Here is a 16,114-nt window from a genome sequence, read left to right as displayed (position 1 = left end):
ATCTCCGCTTCACGCAGCTTGCCGATGATCTCTTCCGGCCTGTGCTTCCTTGCCATTCCATTCCTCCTTCGTGACCAATTCTAAAATAGAAATTGGGCCACTCAGAAGGGGGCAGATCAGGGCGTGATGCCAGACATTTGCGCCCATCACCTGAAAGTTGACTCGGTTCTTGAGGATCGACGGCCGCGGCTTGACGCGAAAAACATGATCGAACCAGGCAAAGGTGATCGCGCTCGTATCGAATTAGGCCACTCGATCGATTGGGTAGCCTCGAAGCTCGGTCGGTTTGAACGACTGCTGCGAGCCGAAATGGTCGTAAGGAGCGATGAGCAAATAGCGCTCGGCATCCGGCCGATGTCAGGAATGCTCTTGGGAGTATCGAACCGCCGAGATCTGACCACCGTCGTAGTAACCGGTGATCGAAAGCACCGGAATATCGATTTGCGCGAAGTCATGGCCGTAAAGTAGCATCCCTTGCCGGTATTCATCGTAGGATGGATGTTGAAACCAGGGATTGGGCGTGCCGTCGATCTTGTCGATATCTTTGTAGGGCCTGTAGGCAGGCGCCCCGCATCGCTGAAAGACGGACTACCACCCTATAGGATCATCAGTTTGGAAGAGGCCAAGCACAACCAATACGTCTCACTCGAAACGTGAGATCGAATGTCGCGCCAATTAATCGTTTTAAACCAGGGATATAAATTGATTTAATGGTAGCGGAGGAGGGACTCGAACCCCCGACACGCGGATTATGATTTCTCGGCTTATTGAACAATTTCAATTCCTTCGCCTGTAAACTTTACCCGCACCATGCCCTTACCGATCAATGACTTGCCGATATGGTGTAAACCGCTCACGCACTCAGCCGATCGACCAGACTGACAATCACCCGAGCCTCATCGACATAGCGGGCGCGCACGCCGGCGATGCGTTGCGAGGTCCAACCCACGATCCTCGCGATCTCATCATCCGTGAGGCCCTTAGTCGCCAGCCACGTCACATAGGTGCCGCGCAGATCATGCATGGTACGATCAAAACCTGCAGGCTTGTTGCGCTGAAATACTGTGCCCAGCCCGCTCTCGGTCCAAGGCTCGCCACGACTGTTGCGAAGCACCGTCCCTGCCTTGTGCTCGATGCTTTCGAGGAACGTGCGCAGCTCAGGCACCACCGGGATTACCGCCCTGCCCTTGCGCTTACGGGTCGTCAGGATGATCGCCTTGTCGGAAACCTGAGACCAATCGAGCCGCACGAGATCCCCAAGGCGCAAGCCCGTCATGCTGGCCAAGCGAAGGGCCTGCAAGAGGTGCGCGGGAGCGTCTTTGAACGCCTCCCAGTGGCGCGGCTCCCATACCTTGTCTGACTTGTCTGCGCTGTGCAGGTGGTTGATGCCAGCTGCGACGTTGACGGTCAGCAGCGCATTATGCACCGCCCAGCCTAGCACCGTCGCCATAGTCACGGTCGCCTTGTCGGCAGTGCGCGGTTGGCCGCGCCACTGGTCGCGCCATTCGATGATCTCACGGCGCATCCGGCGATCCTCAAAAGCCGCGATCGAGGCCGCGCCAAAGTGGTCATCAATGCGGTCGAGGATCCGGTTATAATCCCGCTGAGTGCTGTCAGCGAGCCGCTCAAATTCCGGCGAAGCGCGGTAAGCAGTGATGATCGTCTTGAAGGTGTCGCTAGGCCCCTTGCCGCTCGCTTGCTGCCGCGCAGCCATTGCCTGCGAGAGGATCTCAGGCGTGATGATCGGCCGGGCACCATCCTGCCGATAGATGCAGGGTCCGCCGCGCCAAGCATAGACGTTCCAGCGATAGATGCCGCTCGCGAGCCGCTTCCTAACTACGTGCAGGCCGCTCACGATTCGATTGGTTTTTCCACGCATCGAAGGCGTTCCCTTGCGATTCAGATTTCGGATAAATGGTGATCCCGTCGCTTCGCAGGTCCACCGCGCCCGGCTCAATACCCAGCTCACGTAGCAACTCGATCGCGCTGCGGATTTCGCTCTCAGGCAGAAGACGGCGCTTCGCGGTCATATTCAAGCACTCTGACCCTCGAGCGAGGCGATCATTCGGTCGCGAATAGCTGTAAGGTCGATGACCGTGACCCGGCGTTTTTCTGAGCCATCGTTGAAAGGGGAAAAGAGGTGCGACAATTTGCCATCTTCGAAGAAGAACTCGCCGATTGTCCCCTCGTGATATGCTGCAAAATAGGTGCGTCCACGAGCTTCATTGAAGATTTCACCGACCCCAGTTGTCATCGCATCTGCACTCGACTGCTCGAGGCCAAAGAGAGCGATCATGAACGCATCGTGGGAGGAGAAACCGCATCCGGCTAGCTCTCGAGCGAGAGCGTAAACCATGGCCTGCCCGAGCGTAAACGAATGAGCATGACCGTTTTCGGGGCGGTCATTGCTAAACAACCTCCAGTCATCCCGAGCAAACTTCATCGCGAATGCCGAGGGTGACATGCCAATTGATCGAGCTACTTGCGCGGCGCTAAAGGTCTTCATCGAACATCCATTCACATCATGTGAATGCTAAGTGCCACAACATGATGTGAATGGTCAAGCCCAACTTCGCCCCGCTAGCCGATCATTTGGATAACAGCATAATGTCAGTCTGTTGTCTTGTGCATGTGGCATCCGCGCATTAACCGATCGGAAGTCGCGAAGCAGCGGATGAAGGTGCGTGGATGACGTGCAAGATCACCTACTGCAATAAAGCATATGGCCAGCGCTGGCTTAAGAACCTGCGGCGACAAAGCCCAAAGCATTTCGAGATCTTGCGAGCAATCGTCGATGAGATCGAGGACAAGGACGGTGGTGATATAGTCAAATCAGACCTGTATGCTCGACGTCCCGATATAGCCGAGCAGATCCAGCGCCTCGGTTTTGATCCCATTCCTTCAAGGGGCCAAATGCTTAAGCACAACGGAAACGGGATCCGCCATGCCAAATTTGCGCCGTCAAAGAGTATAGCTGTCGTCTGGGAAAAAATTGGTGAAGTGATCTATGTCACTTTCGATGATCATGCGCCGATTAGGTATCATCGAGCTATCTGGCATCTTCGCGATATAACGCTCGGTAGGCCAGCGCTGCCGAAAAAGGCGAGGACGGGTGGCAGGCACCTTCGCAACCTAAAAAAGTCATGGAGAGTGAAATATCTTCGTGACTTGAAGGGCATAAATCTGAGTGATCGCTACTACGAGTGATCTAGATTAGGATGTTTGTCTTGAAAAACGTTTCGAAGATCCTCGCCGCACTATGCTTTATGGCCTCGGTCGGAGCATGCGACAGCACCACGCATCAGTCTACGCCTCAGCCTCAGTCCAAGCAAATCTTGCTCTATTGCGATGCTAGAAGCGATCAACCAGTCAATGAATTGTTCGACGACTTCGGTGGTGAGTTTGCCGGTTTCATCACCTATCGCGGCTTCTATCGCATCAACCTTACCGCCGAGACCCTCGAGGCTAAACTCAGCGGATGGGACGATTTTGAACCGCTCTGCTCTCCAGATGCGTCCTCCTGCAAGCTCATCTCAAATCGCTCCGAAATCAGACTCGAGCATCATGGACGGCGCTGGAACGAAAAGGTCATCAATGAGACCTATCTGTTTGAGCGCAATACCGGCTACTTCAACTTAATGACCGAAAGCGAAGGGCCAAACGGTAAAGAGAATTACTACGTTTCAGGCAGTTGCAGATCAGTAAATTCAATCGACCAGCAGCTTTTCTAAAAGGGGACAATAAATCAATCCGTCCAGTCGATCAATGCAAGGCTATCCTCGACGGCCTGTGGATCGAGGCCAGCATCCTTGGCGGCCGCCAATGCCTGCACCATCGCGCCGCAGACCAAAGCGGTGAAAGGCATCAAGGCTCTTTGCTTCCAGCCTAGGTCGGAATGCAAAAGGCTCTAAGCTCTGCTTGGCGGCGGACTTCATTTCGGGCGTGCAAGCATTTCTCGCCGCTTGCATAATCAAATCGAATGAAAGCGCCCGATATGACGATGACCAGCGTATATGGTCCCGCTCCAAGCCGCTCTGGTTCAGCTTTCTCAACAAATTCTTCAAAAGTTAATGGCTGAGACCCACCACTAGAAAGTGGGTTTACGCTCTGAGCCAGCAACAAAATTGCTGACAGCACATTCATAAAGAGATCTCCCATTTGTCTTTCTCGTGATGGTCCCACAGCCCTGATGTGTTTTCAAGAATTGTCATCGTCGGAAGACATCAAACCTTTGAATTTTAGACGGGCGTAGAATCCTAATCCGCCCAATCGATGAATTGTAAGGAGTCCTGCACAGCCTCAGTATCGAGGCCGGCATCTTTAGCCGCTGCGAGCGCCGCCACCATGGCGCCGAACGCTCTGGCCTTCCCCCCATGATCGAATGCCTGAGCTGGCCGCACTACATCGATCGAAACCTTGGCCCCGAGCTTTGCACTGGCCTCCTCAGCCATCATCACCGCTATTGGCTGCAAAATCCACTGAGCGAGGTGGCGCTGAGCCTCGCGCACAAGCGGGCCTTGTGCATTCGCCGCGAAGATGGCTGGCAGCACACCATAGACTGCCATGACAGATGAGCGCGCCCGATCGAGGCTCTCCACAGCCATGCTATTTGCGAGGTCAGGGGTCACGCCCTGCGGTTTCCAATCATGCGTCGGTGCCGGCCCACCCGCCGCAGTGACCGTGACAGACTCTCGCAGCATCACACGGCCGCGCCGCCCGCGGAACCCATGCCCCAGTGTCTCGAGGTTCACGTCAGGGCTTTCCGGGAACGGCACCACCTGCGAGCCGAGCGGCGCGTTCTCATAGACCTCAGCGAGAGCCGTCTCGAGGGTGTGCATGAGGCTCGCCGTGAGCGAGGCCCGCCGCAATGGTGCCTGCCCAGCCCAAGGGGTGCCGGGATCCGAGGCGAGCCGAAAATGTAGCACCTCGCCTGCGAGGGCGGTTTCGGTTCGGCCGCCGCCGATCTCGGGAATACTCAGGCGATAAGCGACCGGCTCGCCATTGCGCGTGGCCAGATCGAAATCGATCACTGGGATTAGCCGATCGCGGATCAGAAACACCGCCTCGCCTCGAAGAGCAAGGGCGCGGGCAGCGATGCCCATGACATGCCGCCGCAGAAGATCAGTGCCGTCCACATCGGCGAGCGAGAGTCCGCTTTCCCACAAGCTCACGCAAGTTTGCACGGTGCCGGTGAGTTCGCCCAGGCCTAGCCGTCCGGCAACGTAAGCCTCGCGCGCTGCCATGATCTGCGCAGTGTAGCCGGTGCCACTTGCTCTTTGCTCAAGGGCTTTGGTTTTCCTGAAGGGCCACATTTTTCACACCCTCCGATAAGCACGCAGCAGATCTGCAGCGCCGCTATTTTGTAAGGCCATTGCAGGGCTGATCTCGCGCCGCGAGATCCCAAGGGACAGCGCCCCGCTGGAGATCCGGCTCACACCGGGCGACAGCTCGCTCTCTGCCCGCAGATAGCGCGACAAGCGCCTCGCAGCCTCGGCAACGACCTCAGGGACCGGCCCAGCACCTACCGTGGCAGTGATGGTGGAATGGCCCTCAGCGAGCAGATAACCTCCCATAGGGCCGCTCTCAGGCCCGACAGGGGTTTGATCTTCGTGCGCAGCGCTGATCGCAATGATCGGGGCTAGAGGGGGCAGCCATTCGCCCTCATCCGCCTTGAGGTGCCAGACTACCTCGCGCGGGCTGTAGCGATAGGCGATGTGGTGCTCGATGCGCTGCCAGATGATCGGCAGATCGGCCTCATCGGTTCCCGTGACGGCCGCATAGGTCTCGGGCAGTGCCTCAATTTGACGGATGGCGCGGATCATAGCCGCCACCTGCGCATGATCTCTGCCATGGGGTGCTGAGCCGCTGGGGCGGGGTTGAATGCGCGCAGATCGGCCTCTGTTTCGGGATAAGCCGGGCGCGTAACGAGCGAAAACTCAAACAGGATCGCGGCGAAGATCGTGCGGATCAGCGCATTGCCGTCGCGGGGATCCTCATCAGTGGTTTCCTCGGGGCGCGGCACGGCCTCTGGCGGTGCGACCCGAAAGCCCGGCGACAGGCCGGTGATGAGACCCGCGGCATAAGCGGCGAGGAAATCCTGTCCCCACGTGGTGCGCTGGATCTCGCGGGTGAGGATTGCCTCGAACGTGAGCGCGTCCTCGCTGTCAGTGAATGTGAGTGTCCCAGCTTTCCGGCTAGCAAGCGGTCGATCGAAACTGTGCCCGATCAGGAGATGAATCTCCCGATCGGGATCATCTACCGCGAAGCGGAACGCTCGCGAGGCAAAGCGCTCCTTGCGCGGCCGCCTTCCGTTGCCGCCGGCATCGATCACCGCGAGGGTGCCGTAGGGAAAGCGCCCGCGCAGCCGGCGCGAGCCGTCCCCTGCCTCGCGCAGCTCGAGACCTGCCGAGAAGACCGGCGAGTCCATTAGCTGATCTCGTCGATCTCGAGGCCGGTAACGAGCTGGAGCTGCGCGCCGCGCGCCACGGTCACATCGGCCGTGGTAAGGCCAGTGATCCGAAGGCCCCCGGACTGCGCATCGCTATAGGGATCGCGGATCATATCGACCGCGCCCCACATGCCGACGAAAATGGGCGCAACACCGCCCGCTGTGGTGGTCAGCAGGGCTTGGGTTTCGAGCGGCGTGCCGGAAGGCGCAGCGAGAGCGTTGCTGGTCACCACGATCGATCCCAGCTGCGTGCTGGCCCGATCATATTCGGTGACGCCGGTGTTCACGAAGGCTTCCTCGCCATCCATGAAGCTCCACAGCTCGGGCCGGATGAGCGCACGCACCTGATTGGGGCTTGCGGCCGCATTGGCCTGCATAAAGCGCACCACAGCTGCCCGCAGCGCCGCCCAAGTCGCAGGCGCACCTGCATCAGTCGAGGTGATGCCATAGGTCGCCACGCCGGGGACCACGCCAAGCGGCTGCCCATTCAGGCCAGTGCCGAGGAAAATGGCCTTGTCGAGTTCGGCTGCCATGGTGCCAGCCATATCGCGCCGGATCGCCTGCTCGAGCGCATCGCCGCTTTGCAGCATCGCCTTGCGGGTCACCCGCATGTGAATGCCAAGGTTGTGCTCGGGCTTAAGCGCCTTGTCGGTGGTTGCATAGACAGTCGGGCCGGCGACGTTGGCGGTCTCACCGTCCGCCCATCCGGCGGTAACTGCAGAACTGGTCACGGGGTATTCGGCCGCACCGGTGCCGATCGCGATCATCTGTGCGCCGATCTGCGCCGCCACACTTTGAGGGAAAAGGCGATCGATGATCGGACGGGTCTGAATCGGATCCGGGGTGCCGCTGGCAACGGTTTCACCGGCGCGCAACTCGAAGGCGGCCAACGGGACCGGGATCCCCTGATAACCGCCCTGCGACCGCAACTCGGCCACAAGCTCGCCGGTCGCACCGTCGAGCGCGCGACCCTCTCCAAGGGCAAGGACCACCTGCCGCATCTCGAACCGGCCAACCAGATCAACCATCTCGCGATCGCCGCGGGTTTCGAGTTCCTGACCGGCCTCGCGCCGCTCGGTATCCTCGGCGATCAGCGCCGCACGATAGCGGGTCTCATTCGAGCGATATTCCGCATCGAGGGTTTCCATCGAGCGGGTCTCGTCCTCGCTCGGGGTCGGCTTCGCGACCAACTCAGCAAGGTTCTGGCGGATCTCACTCTGGCGGCGGGCGATCTTCACGGATTCAAGCATTGGGCGTTCCTCAATTTGGGCGGGTCGATTGCAGGAGTTCGCGCCATTTTATCCGCTCAGGCCCTACCTCGCATAGGTTCGCCTCTTTCCGGGTCTTCGCGCCGTGGCACGGCCCACAAAGGGTTTGCAGATTTTCGAGATCGAAAGACCGCTCGGGCGCGTCACGCACCGGTGCAATGTGATCGACCTCAAGCCGGTGTTTGCCGCCACACTTCACGCAAGCGAAACCGTCGCGCCGCTTCGCCATAAGCCGCAAGGCGGGCCACCTCTTGTCGCGATAGACCCAAGCCCCGAACCGCTGAAATCGCCGCCGGCTCACGCCCAATGCACCCGGGCCGGCGCAATCGCTGGTGCGCGTTTCATCCGCTGCCCTTGCGCCACCGCCACCACGGTTGCAGCGACAGGATCGACCCGGCCCGTACTGCGCCCGGCAGCGAGCTTGTGGTTTCCGGCGGGATCGACCAGCGTGATCGCGTCCGCAAAGGCCGAGCGCAGCAACAGCGACGGCACAGTTCGCACCTGCCCCTCGAACACCGCTCGCCGGGTCCGCTCGATGTCCTCGCTGCCATCTTTCCACCCGAAACCGCGCCAGATGAAGGGCACCCGATCAAGAGCGGCCTCGCGCAGGGCCTCGAGGAACTCAGCGTGGCGGAACCGATCGCCGCAGATAGCGGCCGGCGCTTGCCCATTGAGCCGCTGCACCACGCTCGCCAGAAACCGGCCTACAGGCACGGTGTTTTCGCCCATCGTAAGCAGCTCGCCGCGATCAGCCATCTCGACATAACGCCCGCCGACGCCATCAGCCTGCCCGCGATCGGCAAGGGCCGGCTTGGACGGGAACGCACCGACGCATTCGAGCCGGCCGGTTTCCGGCCAATACAGCGCCGCCGCGCTCATCGATCGAGACCCGCCGAGATCCACGCCCATCACCACCGGCCCATTGCGCGCCGGCAGATCATCGGGCGAGACCTCGCAGGCGAGCCATTCGTCAACGGTCAGCAGGACGGATCGATCATCCGACGCGACCCGCTCATTGCGGTTGAGGTTGCGAAAACTCGAGAGCGCCGATCCGCCGCGAGCGATTGCCCTGCGCGCCTGCGCGATGAGCCATTCGGGCGACGGTCCGATGCCCTCCTTCGCGCCCGGATTGGCCACCAGCAAGCTCCCTAGATCATCGGGCGGCAATCCCGGCTGCGGCCGATGCTCCTGCACATAGGTTCCCGGCGGAGGCTCATCGAGCCAGCGCGAAAAGGTGTTCGCATCATCGGGTGCGCTGGTGCTGATGATCAGCGCGCGGCCATCGCGCTTGCCGAGACCTGAAAGGATGGCGTTCTCGAGCGCATCGCCCTTTTCGCGCGCCCATGCGGCCCGCTCATCGAGGATCGCGAGCGTCGGAGCACCGCCGAGGATGCTCTTGCCATCCGCAGCGATCACGCGGGCAAGGCCTCCGCCATTTACAGCCGTCTCGACCTCGAGCTTTGACCCGCGCCGGATCGTGAATTGCGCTTGCTGCTCGGGTGGCAGGCCATTGATGAACCCGACAAGGAAACCGAAGGCGGTCTTGGCCTGATCGCGGTTTCGCGCCGCGAACAGGATCTCGCGATGTGGCTGTGGAGCGATCTCACCAATTAGGTGGCCAAGCGCGATGCCGGCCGACAACGCCGTTTTGGCATTACCGCGGCCGATCGACAGCACCGCCGCCTCAATGCTCGGCGCAAACGCCCCTCGCACGAAATCCCGCTGGTATGTGGCGAGCTTAAGCTTTTTTCCTGCCAATCGGCCCTCGGGCACGATCAGTGTAGGCAGGAAACGCAGTGCTGCCGCCGCCTCTGGCGAGGCTCGCCGGGTCATTCTTCGCCCTTCGCCGGGAGAGAGAATTCCCAAGCCCGCTCCGCGTTGCATGGTTCTCCCAATTTCCGGGCATTGGGACCATTTCGGTGGGGGTGGCCCGGCAGGTGAAGGGGGCGCATTGTCTGCCGGGCCGTGCGACGATGCCAGTGACCTCGCCGCTGCAAGTTGATCGTCATTCTCGCTGTTTACGGGAAGCGGGCGAGACCGTGTAGGTTTGCGGTTCTCTGATCGCAGCTGTGGTCTGGGCGAAGACTCGCGTCCGATGACTGCGGCGCGCTCAGCACGCAGCTCTTCACCTCCGCACTCGTCGAGCCAGCGCCGAAAGACCCGAGTAGAGGTTTTGTAGTGCGCGATCGCCTCCCAGCCCTTCACAAGAAACACCTCCCGAAAATCAGGCGGACAGGGGCGCAGCCGTTCGGGGAAAAGGCGCTTAGGTCGGGACATAGCGGGACCTCCTTCGACAGAAACTGAGAGCTGCGCTCATCGATCGGTCGCCTCAGGCTCAGGGCTGACGATAACCTTGCCGTCACGCTTGATCAGATGCCCGAGCTTCAGGCCGAGACTGATCAGCTCAGGAGCCATCGTCTCGAGCATTTCCTCAAGCGACGGTCCGGGAGTGCGGGTGCTGGCAATGTGGCGGCGATTGGCTTCACGAGCGGCAAGCCGCCTCGCTAGCCGCTGAGCCTTGGCATCGTCATCGGTAGAAGCCCACTCAGCCGCGATGTCGAGCAGCTCCCTTACCGTGGGAAAGAACCTCTGGCGCTTGATGGCTTGCTCGACTGTCCAGAACAGCTGCGGCTTGCTGAGATGTGAGAGGCATTTCCGATATGCCCGAAACTTCAACTCGCCCGTATCGGAATCATCCTTGCGGCGGGGCAAGCAGGCTTCCAGCAACTTCATTGCCATGCCGAAATTCTGATCAGTGACGGGCGGAGGGCAGGGCAAGGGCGCCTTGGCAAGGGCCTTCACCATCTCGAATTGCTGGTCGGTTAGGCGAGGTGGCAAGGCATTCAGCATCTCCAGCGTGGAGCCGCCGCTCGATTGCTCGAGCAAACCCATCGCCGTGCTGCTCGGAATTTTCTGATGCTCGGCCATTACGTTTCATCCATTCGTCGGCTTTGTCGATCCAAGTTCGGAAGGCAGCCTGCCAGTCTTTCGACACGCGTCCTTTGTCGGCGGCGTGATCTGCAAACCGCCGCAATTCGTGCTCGAATTTTCCGGGAGGCCAGCCTGCGACGATGTGTTTCGACCTGTCCGTGAGGATCGGCTGCCAGTCGTCGGGCAACTTGGCAGCTCGCTTCGATTTCGCGGGGGAAATACAAAGGGGGCTAGAACCGGTAGGTTCTATTGTTCCCTTATTCCCTTCTTCTTTTGCTGTCCGGTAGCTGTCCGATCGCTGTCCGGTTGCCTGTCCGGCCTCATCGCTCACAGCCTGAAATTTGTCATAATTTCGGATTGTTATGATCGATCGGCCCTGTCCGGTTGCCCGTCCGATCATCTGTTCGGTTTCCAACCGGGTCAAAAACCGCTCCACTGCGCTCGGCGACATGCCCCAAGCCCTCGCAAGCTGGGAACGTGATGCGCAGAGCTGCCCTCGCTCGAGGCTCACGATCCTGCCCGCGATGTCGAATGGGGTTGGCTTCCAGCAAGCCTTGCCCAGCAGCCAGATCCATGCGCCGAGGCGTGCAGAATCGGTAGCGAACAGCGGATGATCGAACGCAGCGCGATAGATCGCGACATAACCGCCGCCGTTCATTGCGCGGGCCTCGCTTGCGAGGTAATTTGCCACGCTGTTTCCGGCGATCCTGAAACAGTTGCGCTCGGGTCGCCGCCCCCCGTCGGCTCGAGCGCATTAATGTTCAGCTGAGGCAGACGCGACAAAATGCAGCACGGTTTACAGCAACGTGTAAACCGCTCACATGTCAGATCGCTAAGTGATTGAAATATGGTAGCGGAGGAGGGACTCGAACCCCCGACACGCGGATTATGATTCCGCTGCTCTAACCGGCTGAGCTACTCCGCCCCATGGGCATCCGGCGAGCTGTCGCGGCCGGATTCGGCTCCGGGTGTCCGCCCGGGCGAGGCGGGCACTTAGGGCGGGTGTGGCGCGCGGTCAAGCCCCGTTGCGCGGCGCTGGCTAGAGCCGTTCGCGCCCCCGGAAGGCGCAGGTCTTGACCCGCTCCCACGGGCCGCCGCGATAGTGCCACAGCTCCAACGCGGGAAAGGCGAAACGTCCCTTGGCAATCCACGGTGCCAGCACGGGGCCAAGACTGGCTTGCAGCGCCCTCGCTTCGTCCTTCGTCACCTTGTTCTGGATGGTGATGTGGGGGCGCGGCTCGTGGAGGTCCTGCTGCGTTAGGCTACCGTGGAAATGTTCGGCGATGATGGCGCGAAGGCGCAACAATTGCGGTGCCTCGAGCGCGATCGCAGTCCCCTTGCCCAGATCCATCACCCCTTTCACCATGCCCTCGGGCGCAGCGAAGGCGGCGGCAATGCGCGGAAGAAAATCCCGCAGTTCCTCCACCAGCGAAGGCGCAAAGGCGTGGAACAGCGTGACATGGGCGTGGAGGTGGTTCTTATCCGCCGGGTAATGCGCCCGGCGCAGGCCCTCGGCAAAGCCCGCCAGATCGGGCGGCAGGGCTGCGGTGAGGATGAAGGGCTGCGGCACGCCGCGCTACATCTCCCCGCGCTCTTTACGGATCGCGTACCACTTGGCCACATTGGCGTTGTGTTCCGCCAGCGTGTCGGCGAACCAGTGACCGCCCGTTCCGTCGGCCACCATGAACAGGGCAGAGGTCTTGGCTGGATTGAGCACTGCGGCGATGCTCTCGCGCCCGGGATTGGTGATCGGGCCTTCGGGAAGGCCGACGCGGGTGTAGGTGTTGTAGCCGTTGACCGCGGCGATTTCCGACTGCCTGATGCGGCGGCCCAGCGGCTTGCCCTTGGTGATCGGATAAATGATTGTCGGATCGGCCTGCAGCAGCATCCCCGACTTCACGCGGTTGGAATAAAGCCCGGCGACCATCCGGCGTTCCTCGGGCTTGCCGGTTTCCTTTTCCACGATCGAGGCAAGGATCAGTGCGTCGCGCATTGTATCCACCGCGATGTCTCGGCCGCGTTTGCCCCACTCCTCGGCCAGTGTCCTGTCCATTGCCGCCTGCATCCGCTCGACCACAGCCGATCGCGCCTCGCCCCGTTCAAAGGCATAGGTGTCGGGCAGGATCGATCCTTCGGGCGGCACCGGCACCTCTCCGGTCAGCAATTCTTCGGCCATCAGCCGTTCCCACACGAGGATCGAGGGCATGCCTTCGGGAATGGTGACGAAGCGGCGAATGACGTCGCCCGACTGGAAGGCCTTCAGGATCTCATTCTGGCTCATGCCAGATGTGAGCAGGAACTCGCCCGCCTGAATCGGCGCGTCGGAGCCGAAGATGCGCGCCTGCAACACGAAGCCCGAAGCCGAGGTGATCAGCCCTTCGGCCTCAAGCTTGTCGGCTACCGCGCTGACCGAAGCCCCCGCGGGGATCGTGAAGCTGGTGTCCTTGGTGACCGACGCCGAGCCCAGCAGGCTCCACACGAAAATCAACCCGGCGAACGCCAGCGCCACAAGGCCGAGAACGGCAAGGCGCGCGCGGCTCACCGCGTCAGTCGACCTTCTGCATGATCAGCGAGGCGTTGGTACCGCCAAAGCCGAAGCTGTTGTTCAGCACCGCGCGCACTTCGCGCTTCCTTGCCTTGAGCGGCACAAGGTCGATACCCTCGGTACCCTCGTCCGGGTCGTGCAAGTTGAGCGTCGGCGGCACGATCTGGTCCCGCATCGCGAGGATGCAGAAGATCGCCTCCACCGCGCCCGCGCCGCCCAGCAGGTGACCGATCGCGCTCTTGGTCGAGCTCATCGAGGCGCCCGACAAGCCCTCGCCCAGCACGCGCTTGATCGCGGCGAGTTCGATGGTGTCGGCCATGGTGCTGGTGCCGTGGGCGTTGATGTAGTCGATGTCGCCCGCCCCCAGGCCAGCCTTCTTCAAGGCCATACGCATAGCCAGTTCGGCCCCCTTGCCTTCGGGGTGCGGTGCAGTGACGTGGTAGGCATCGCCCGACAGGCCGTAACCCGTTACTTCGGCATAGATCTTCGCTCCGCGCGCCTTGGCGCGTTCGTATTCCTCGAGCACGACGACACCGGCGCCTTCGCCCATGACGAAACCGTCGCGACCCCGATCATAGGGACGGCTGGCTTCGGTCGGACGGTCGTTCATGCTCATGTTGAGCGCGCGCGCCTGTGCGAAACCGGCAATGCCGAGCGGGTTGATGGTGCTTTCCGCGCCGCCCGCCAGCATCACGTCGGCATCGTCCATCGCGATCATCCGCGCAGCATCGCCGATTGAGTGCGCGCCGGTGGAACAGGCGGTGACGACCGCATGGTTCGGCCCCATGAAGCCATACTTAATCTGCACCTGCCCGGTGATGAGGTTGATCAGGCGCCCGTGCACAAAGTGCGGGGAAACGCGCCCGGGCCCGCGTTCGTGGAGGTTGACGCTCTCGATTTCGATGCCCGGAAGGCCGCCGATTCCCGAACCGATCGAACAGCCAGTGCGTTCCTTCTCGGCCTGGGTCATGTCTGTCAGACCCGCATCCTCAAGCGCCTGTCCAGCGGCGTCGATGCCGTAGACGATGAAGGGATCGACCTGCCGTTGAACCTTGTGATCCACCCGCTTGTCCGGGTCGAAACCCCAGGGATGATCCTTGGGCTTCACCTCGCAGGCGATGGTGCATTTCTGGTTCGAGGCATCGAAACGGGTGATCTGCCCCGCCCCGCTTTCGCCTGCGAGCAGGTTTGCCCAGGTCGTCTCGACATCGCCCCCGAGCGGGGTAACCAGACCGAGCCCGGTAACAACCACACGACGCATTCGCATTCTCCGAAAAAGCAACAGGCCCAACCCGGTGAAGGGCTGAGCCTGTCTAGGCCCTCAACCGCGCGTCGGCAAATCGACTGCCGGACAAATGCACCGCCTTTTCCCTTAGGGGGAAGCGGCAGGCACACGCGGACACCAGGGCATCCTTGCGGGCGTTAGCCCTTGTGTTCTTCGATGTATTTGGTGGCGTCGCCGACCGTGGTGATCTTTTCGGCCGCATCGTCGGGGATTTCGACACCGAATTCCTCTTCGAAAGCCATCACCAGCTCGACGATGTCGAGGCTGTCCGCACCGAGATCATCGATGAAGCTGGCATCCTGGGTGACCTTGTCGGCTTCGACGCCGAGATGCTCGACGACAATCTTCGCCACCCGATCGGCAGTATCGCTCATGTTTATCCCTCTTGAACTTGGGGGGTTGGTCTACCTTTCGCCCTAATGAACGGCGCACAGGCTGGCAAGAGGATAGCTGGGAATAGCTACGCCGATTGCAACCGGCGGCGTCGCCCCTACCCCAGAAACAAGCCATTTTATCAATTAAAATCATTTATTTGGTTCATTTCAGAAAATACCCTGGCAAAGTCGCAGGATGGCCCTTTCAGGCTGGGAACCGACGTCGTTCAGCGTAAACTGACCGTCAATATTCCGCCCGCGAATACATTTGCGCATCGGCGCGGCGGCGTTCTGCGATCCGGCGCAGGCCGTCGGCGGGGTATCCGTGATCGGGACTAATGCCGAGCGCGCGGAGGTAAAGTTCCCGTGCGGCCACAAGATCGCCAAACGCCTCGGCGCAAAGCCCGGCATTAAACACCACCGACAGCTGCGCGGAATTGCTGGCCAGCATCTGGTCAAACACCTGGCAGGCCGCGACCGGATCGGTCTTGGTCAACCTGATCGCGTGTTTGAACACAGCGCGATCATTGCGTGCCAGACCACCGCGCCGTTCCATCACGCGATATTCGCGCGCCCGGTTGACCGGCGCGAGGTCGACGCGAACCGCATGGGCGATGCGGTCGATCGCGCGGCTGGCCATGTCCAGCGTCGAGGGGATGGTATTGTCATCGCGGCAATAGCTGGCCGCTTCGATCTCCGGCGCGCGGCGCGAATAGAGTTGCGTGCCATCCGCCGCGATCAGGACGATGCGCGGATCAAGCCGGACGCTTACTTCCCAGCAGGGAACAGGCCGCGGTTCGCGCCTGATGCAATCGCCGCGATCATCGCGCTCGACGCACTGTTCGACCATGCGCGGTTCCAGCCGCTGTTCGAGCACTTCGTTCATTACGCTGCCGCGCAGCACTGCATCGGGTGCATCGCTATCTTCGATGCTCACCGATTGTCCTTCACGATCGGCAACGATAACGACGCCGCTCGACCGGCCCGCAAACGGCGGAGCGATACGGAACCAGGGTTGCCCTTCGATCGTGACCGCACCAAGCACGTCGGTGATCGCCAGTTCGACATCGGCCCCGGCATCCCCGGCGAACGGCTCGATCGCAATAGCCTCAACCTCGCCGGGCAGATCGACATTGGCCGGATAGATCCCCACCACAGTGATCGTTTCTGCCATGACCGGATTCGCCAACAGCGCCAGCGCTAGCGCGCCGCATAGTCGCGTTTTCAACCCCGATATCGCTGCCGAACTGGACTTTGCCTTCA

The 16,114-nt window shown here is 61.0% G+C and carries 19 protein-coding genes and 1 tRNA gene; 2 read left to right on the top strand and 18 right to left on the bottom strand.

The window, feature by feature from the left end; genetic code table 11:
- Positions 1 to 853: 853 nt before the first annotated feature.
- Genes OIK40_RS14440 through OIK40_RS14430 form a run of 3 tightly spaced genes read right to left on the bottom strand, consistent with a single transcriptional unit; the run spans position 854 to position 2,506 of the window.
- Positions 854 to 1,879 carry a tyrosine-type recombinase/integrase gene (locus tag OIK40_RS14440; RefSeq protein ID WP_273679060.1) on the bottom strand — a complete coding sequence of 342 codons (1,026 nt, stop codon included), beginning with the start codon at positions 1,877 to 1,879 and terminating at the stop codon, positions 854 to 856.
- Positions 1,833 to 2,030 (bottom strand): hypothetical protein, encoded by a 198-nt coding sequence (locus tag OIK40_RS14435; RefSeq protein ID WP_273679059.1) that lies wholly within the window; start codon positions 2,028 to 2,030, stop codon positions 1,833 to 1,835. Before OIK40_RS14435 ends, OIK40_RS14440 begins: the two co-directional genes overlap by 47 nt.
- 2 nt (positions 2,031 to 2,032) lie before the next feature.
- Positions 2,033 to 2,506 (bottom strand): hypothetical protein, encoded by a 474-nt coding sequence (locus OIK40_RS14430; protein ID WP_273679058.1) that lies wholly within the window; start codon positions 2,504 to 2,506, stop codon positions 2,033 to 2,035.
- 182 nt (positions 2,507 to 2,688) lie between these two features.
- On the opposite strand from OIK40_RS14430, the gene OIK40_RS14425 reads away from it, so the two are divergent.
- Together OIK40_RS14425 and OIK40_RS14420 are read left to right on the top strand one after the other, a co-directional pair.
- Positions 2,689 to 3,207: a hypothetical protein gene (locus OIK40_RS14425; protein ID WP_273679057.1), complete on the top strand. Its 519-nt coding sequence runs from the start codon at positions 2,689 to 2,691 to the stop codon at positions 3,205 to 3,207.
- Positions 3,208 to 3,227: 20 nt separating this feature from the next.
- Positions 3,228 to 3,731 (top strand): hypothetical protein, encoded by a 504-nt coding sequence (locus tag OIK40_RS14420; RefSeq protein ID WP_273679056.1) that lies wholly within the window; start codon positions 3,228 to 3,230, stop codon positions 3,729 to 3,731.
- A gap of 154 nt (positions 3,732 to 3,885) precedes the next feature.
- Here OIK40_RS14420 and OIK40_RS14415 read toward each other — a convergent pair whose 3' ends face one another.
- The 15 genes from OIK40_RS14415 to OIK40_RS14350 all read right to left on the bottom strand — a co-directional run bounded on the left by OIK40_RS14415 (position 3,886) and on the right by OIK40_RS14350 (position 16,025).
- Entirely contained in the window at positions 3,886 to 4,158 is a 273-nt protein-coding gene (locus OIK40_RS14415) for a hypothetical protein (protein ID WP_273679055.1), read from the bottom strand.
- Between the two features lie 98 nt (positions 4,159 to 4,256).
- A complete protein-coding gene (locus tag OIK40_RS14410) occupies positions 4,257 to 5,312 on the bottom strand; it encodes a phage portal family protein (protein WP_273679054.1) in 1,056 nt (351 codons plus the stop codon).
- Between the two features lie 3 nt (positions 5,313 to 5,315).
- Positions 5,316 to 5,822 carry a hypothetical protein gene (locus OIK40_RS14405; protein ID WP_273679053.1) on the bottom strand — a complete coding sequence of 169 codons (507 nt, stop codon included), beginning with the start codon at positions 5,820 to 5,822 and terminating at the stop codon, positions 5,316 to 5,318.
- Entirely contained in the window at positions 5,819 to 6,427 is a 609-nt protein-coding gene (locus tag OIK40_RS14400) for an HK97 family phage prohead protease (RefSeq protein WP_273679052.1), read from the bottom strand. Before OIK40_RS14400 ends, OIK40_RS14405 begins: the two co-directional genes overlap by 4 nt.
- Positions 6,427 to 7,698, bottom strand: a complete 1,272-nt coding sequence (locus tag OIK40_RS14395) for a phage major capsid protein (protein WP_273679051.1) — start codon at positions 7,696 to 7,698, stop codon at positions 6,427 to 6,429. Before OIK40_RS14395 ends, OIK40_RS14400 begins: the two co-directional genes overlap by 1 nt.
- Before the next feature lie 10 nt (positions 7,699 to 7,708).
- Complete coding sequence (locus tag OIK40_RS15120) at positions 7,709 to 7,945, bottom strand: HNH endonuclease (protein ID WP_374211822.1); 237 nt, start codon at positions 7,943 to 7,945, stop codon at positions 7,709 to 7,711.
- Between the two features lie 68 nt (positions 7,946 to 8,013).
- Positions 8,014 to 9,549, bottom strand: coding sequence for a terminase large subunit domain-containing protein (locus OIK40_RS14390; RefSeq protein ID WP_273679050.1), 1,536 nt, complete (start codon positions 9,547 to 9,549; stop codon positions 8,014 to 8,016).
- Between the two features lie 480 nt (positions 9,550 to 10,029).
- On the bottom strand, positions 10,030 to 10,455 hold the full coding sequence (locus tag OIK40_RS14385; RefSeq protein WP_273679049.1) for a hypothetical protein: 426 nt from the start codon (positions 10,453 to 10,455) through the stop codon (positions 10,030 to 10,032).
- A 13-nt stretch (positions 10,456 to 10,468) separates the two neighbouring features.
- Positions 10,469 to 11,305 (bottom strand): LexA family transcriptional regulator, encoded by an 837-nt coding sequence (locus OIK40_RS14380; protein WP_273679048.1) that lies wholly within the window; start codon positions 11,303 to 11,305, stop codon positions 10,469 to 10,471.
- Between the two features lie 190 nt (positions 11,306 to 11,495).
- Positions 11,496 to 11,572, bottom strand: a tRNA-Met gene (locus OIK40_RS14375).
- Positions 11,573 to 11,686: 114 nt separating this feature from the next.
- Complete coding sequence (locus tag OIK40_RS14370) at positions 11,687 to 12,217, bottom strand: 2'-5' RNA ligase family protein (protein WP_273679047.1); 531 nt, start codon at positions 12,215 to 12,217, stop codon at positions 11,687 to 11,689.
- 6 nt (positions 12,218 to 12,223) lie between these two features.
- Entirely contained in the window at positions 12,224 to 13,189 is a 966-nt protein-coding gene (gene mltG / locus OIK40_RS14365; RefSeq protein ID WP_273679046.1) for an endolytic transglycosylase MltG, read from the bottom strand.
- Between the two features lie 4 nt (positions 13,190 to 13,193).
- Positions 13,194 to 14,453 (bottom strand): beta-ketoacyl-ACP synthase II, encoded by a 1,260-nt coding sequence (gene fabF / locus OIK40_RS14360; protein WP_273679045.1) that lies wholly within the window; start codon positions 14,451 to 14,453, stop codon positions 13,194 to 13,196.
- A 161-nt stretch (positions 14,454 to 14,614) separates the two neighbouring features.
- Positions 14,615 to 14,851, bottom strand: coding sequence for an acyl carrier protein (locus OIK40_RS14355; RefSeq protein ID WP_017666217.1), 237 nt, complete (start codon positions 14,849 to 14,851; stop codon positions 14,615 to 14,617).
- A gap of 244 nt (positions 14,852 to 15,095) precedes the next feature.
- On the bottom strand, positions 15,096 to 16,025 hold the full coding sequence (locus OIK40_RS14350) for a tetratricopeptide repeat protein (protein WP_273679043.1): 930 nt from the start codon (positions 16,023 to 16,025) through the stop codon (positions 15,096 to 15,098).
- Positions 16,026 to 16,114 lie beyond the last annotated feature (89 nt).

It is taken from the genome of Erythrobacter fulvus, from assembly GCF_028595285.1.
Classification (GTDB): domain Bacteria; phylum Pseudomonadota; class Alphaproteobacteria; order Sphingomonadales; family Sphingomonadaceae; genus Erythrobacter; species Erythrobacter fulvus.
This window is presented reverse-complemented; position numbering and strand designations above follow the sequence as displayed.

What these genes read in the sequence shown, in the direction of transcription:
- OIK40_RS14435 (WP_273679059.1), bottom strand. Translation starts at nt 2,030, where the DNA reads ATGACCGCGAAGCGCCGTCTTCTGCCTGAGAGCGAAATCCGCAGCGCG.
- fabF (WP_273679045.1), bottom strand. Translation starts at nt 14,453, where the DNA reads ATGCGTCGTGTGGTTGTTACCGGGCTCGGTCTGGTTACCCCGCTCGGG.
- OIK40_RS14350 (WP_273679043.1), bottom strand. Translation starts at nt 16,025, where the DNA reads ATGGCAGAAACGATCACTGTGGTGGGGATCTATCCGGCCAATGTCGAT.
- OIK40_RS14430 (WP_273679058.1), bottom strand. Translation starts at nt 2,506, where the DNA reads ATGAAGACCTTTAGCGCCGCGCAAGTAGCTCGATCAATTGGCATGTCA.
- OIK40_RS14415 (WP_273679055.1), bottom strand. Translation starts at nt 4,158, where the DNA reads ATGGGAGATCTCTTTATGAATGTGCTGTCAGCAATTTTGTTGCTGGCT.
- OIK40_RS14405 (WP_273679053.1), bottom strand. Translation starts at nt 5,822, where the DNA reads ATGATCCGCGCCATCCGTCAAATTGAGGCACTGCCCGAGACCTATGCG.
- OIK40_RS14355 (WP_017666217.1), bottom strand. Translation starts at nt 14,851, where the DNA reads ATGAGCGATACTGCCGATCGGGTGGCGAAGATTGTCGTCGAGCATCTC.
- OIK40_RS14425 (WP_273679057.1), top strand. Translation starts at nt 2,689, where the DNA reads ATGACGTGCAAGATCACCTACTGCAATAAAGCATATGGCCAGCGCTGG.
- OIK40_RS14410 (WP_273679054.1), bottom strand. Translation starts at nt 5,312, where the DNA reads ATGTGGCCCTTCAGGAAAACCAAAGCCCTTGAGCAAAGAGCAAGTGGC.
- OIK40_RS15120 (WP_374211822.1), bottom strand. Translation starts at nt 7,945, where the DNA reads ATGGCGAAGCGGCGCGACGGTTTCGCTTGCGTGAAGTGTGGCGGCAAA.
- OIK40_RS14400 (WP_273679052.1), bottom strand. Translation starts at nt 6,427, where the DNA reads ATGGACTCGCCGGTCTTCTCGGCAGGTCTCGAGCTGCGCGAGGCAGGG.
- OIK40_RS14395 (WP_273679051.1), bottom strand. Translation starts at nt 7,698, where the DNA reads ATGCTTGAATCCGTGAAGATCGCCCGCCGCCAGAGTGAGATCCGCCAG.
- OIK40_RS14390 (WP_273679050.1), bottom strand. Translation starts at nt 9,549, where the DNA reads ATGACCCGGCGAGCCTCGCCAGAGGCGGCGGCAGCACTGCGTTTCCTG.
- OIK40_RS14385 (WP_273679049.1), bottom strand. Translation starts at nt 10,455, where the DNA reads ATGGCAATGAAGTTGCTGGAAGCCTGCTTGCCCCGCCGCAAGGATGAT.
- OIK40_RS14440 (WP_273679060.1), bottom strand. Translation starts at nt 1,879, where the DNA reads ATGCGTGGAAAAACCAATCGAATCGTGAGCGGCCTGCACGTAGTTAGG.
- OIK40_RS14380 (WP_273679048.1), bottom strand. Translation starts at nt 11,305, where the DNA reads ATGAACGGCGGCGGTTATGTCGCGATCTATCGCGCTGCGTTCGATCAT.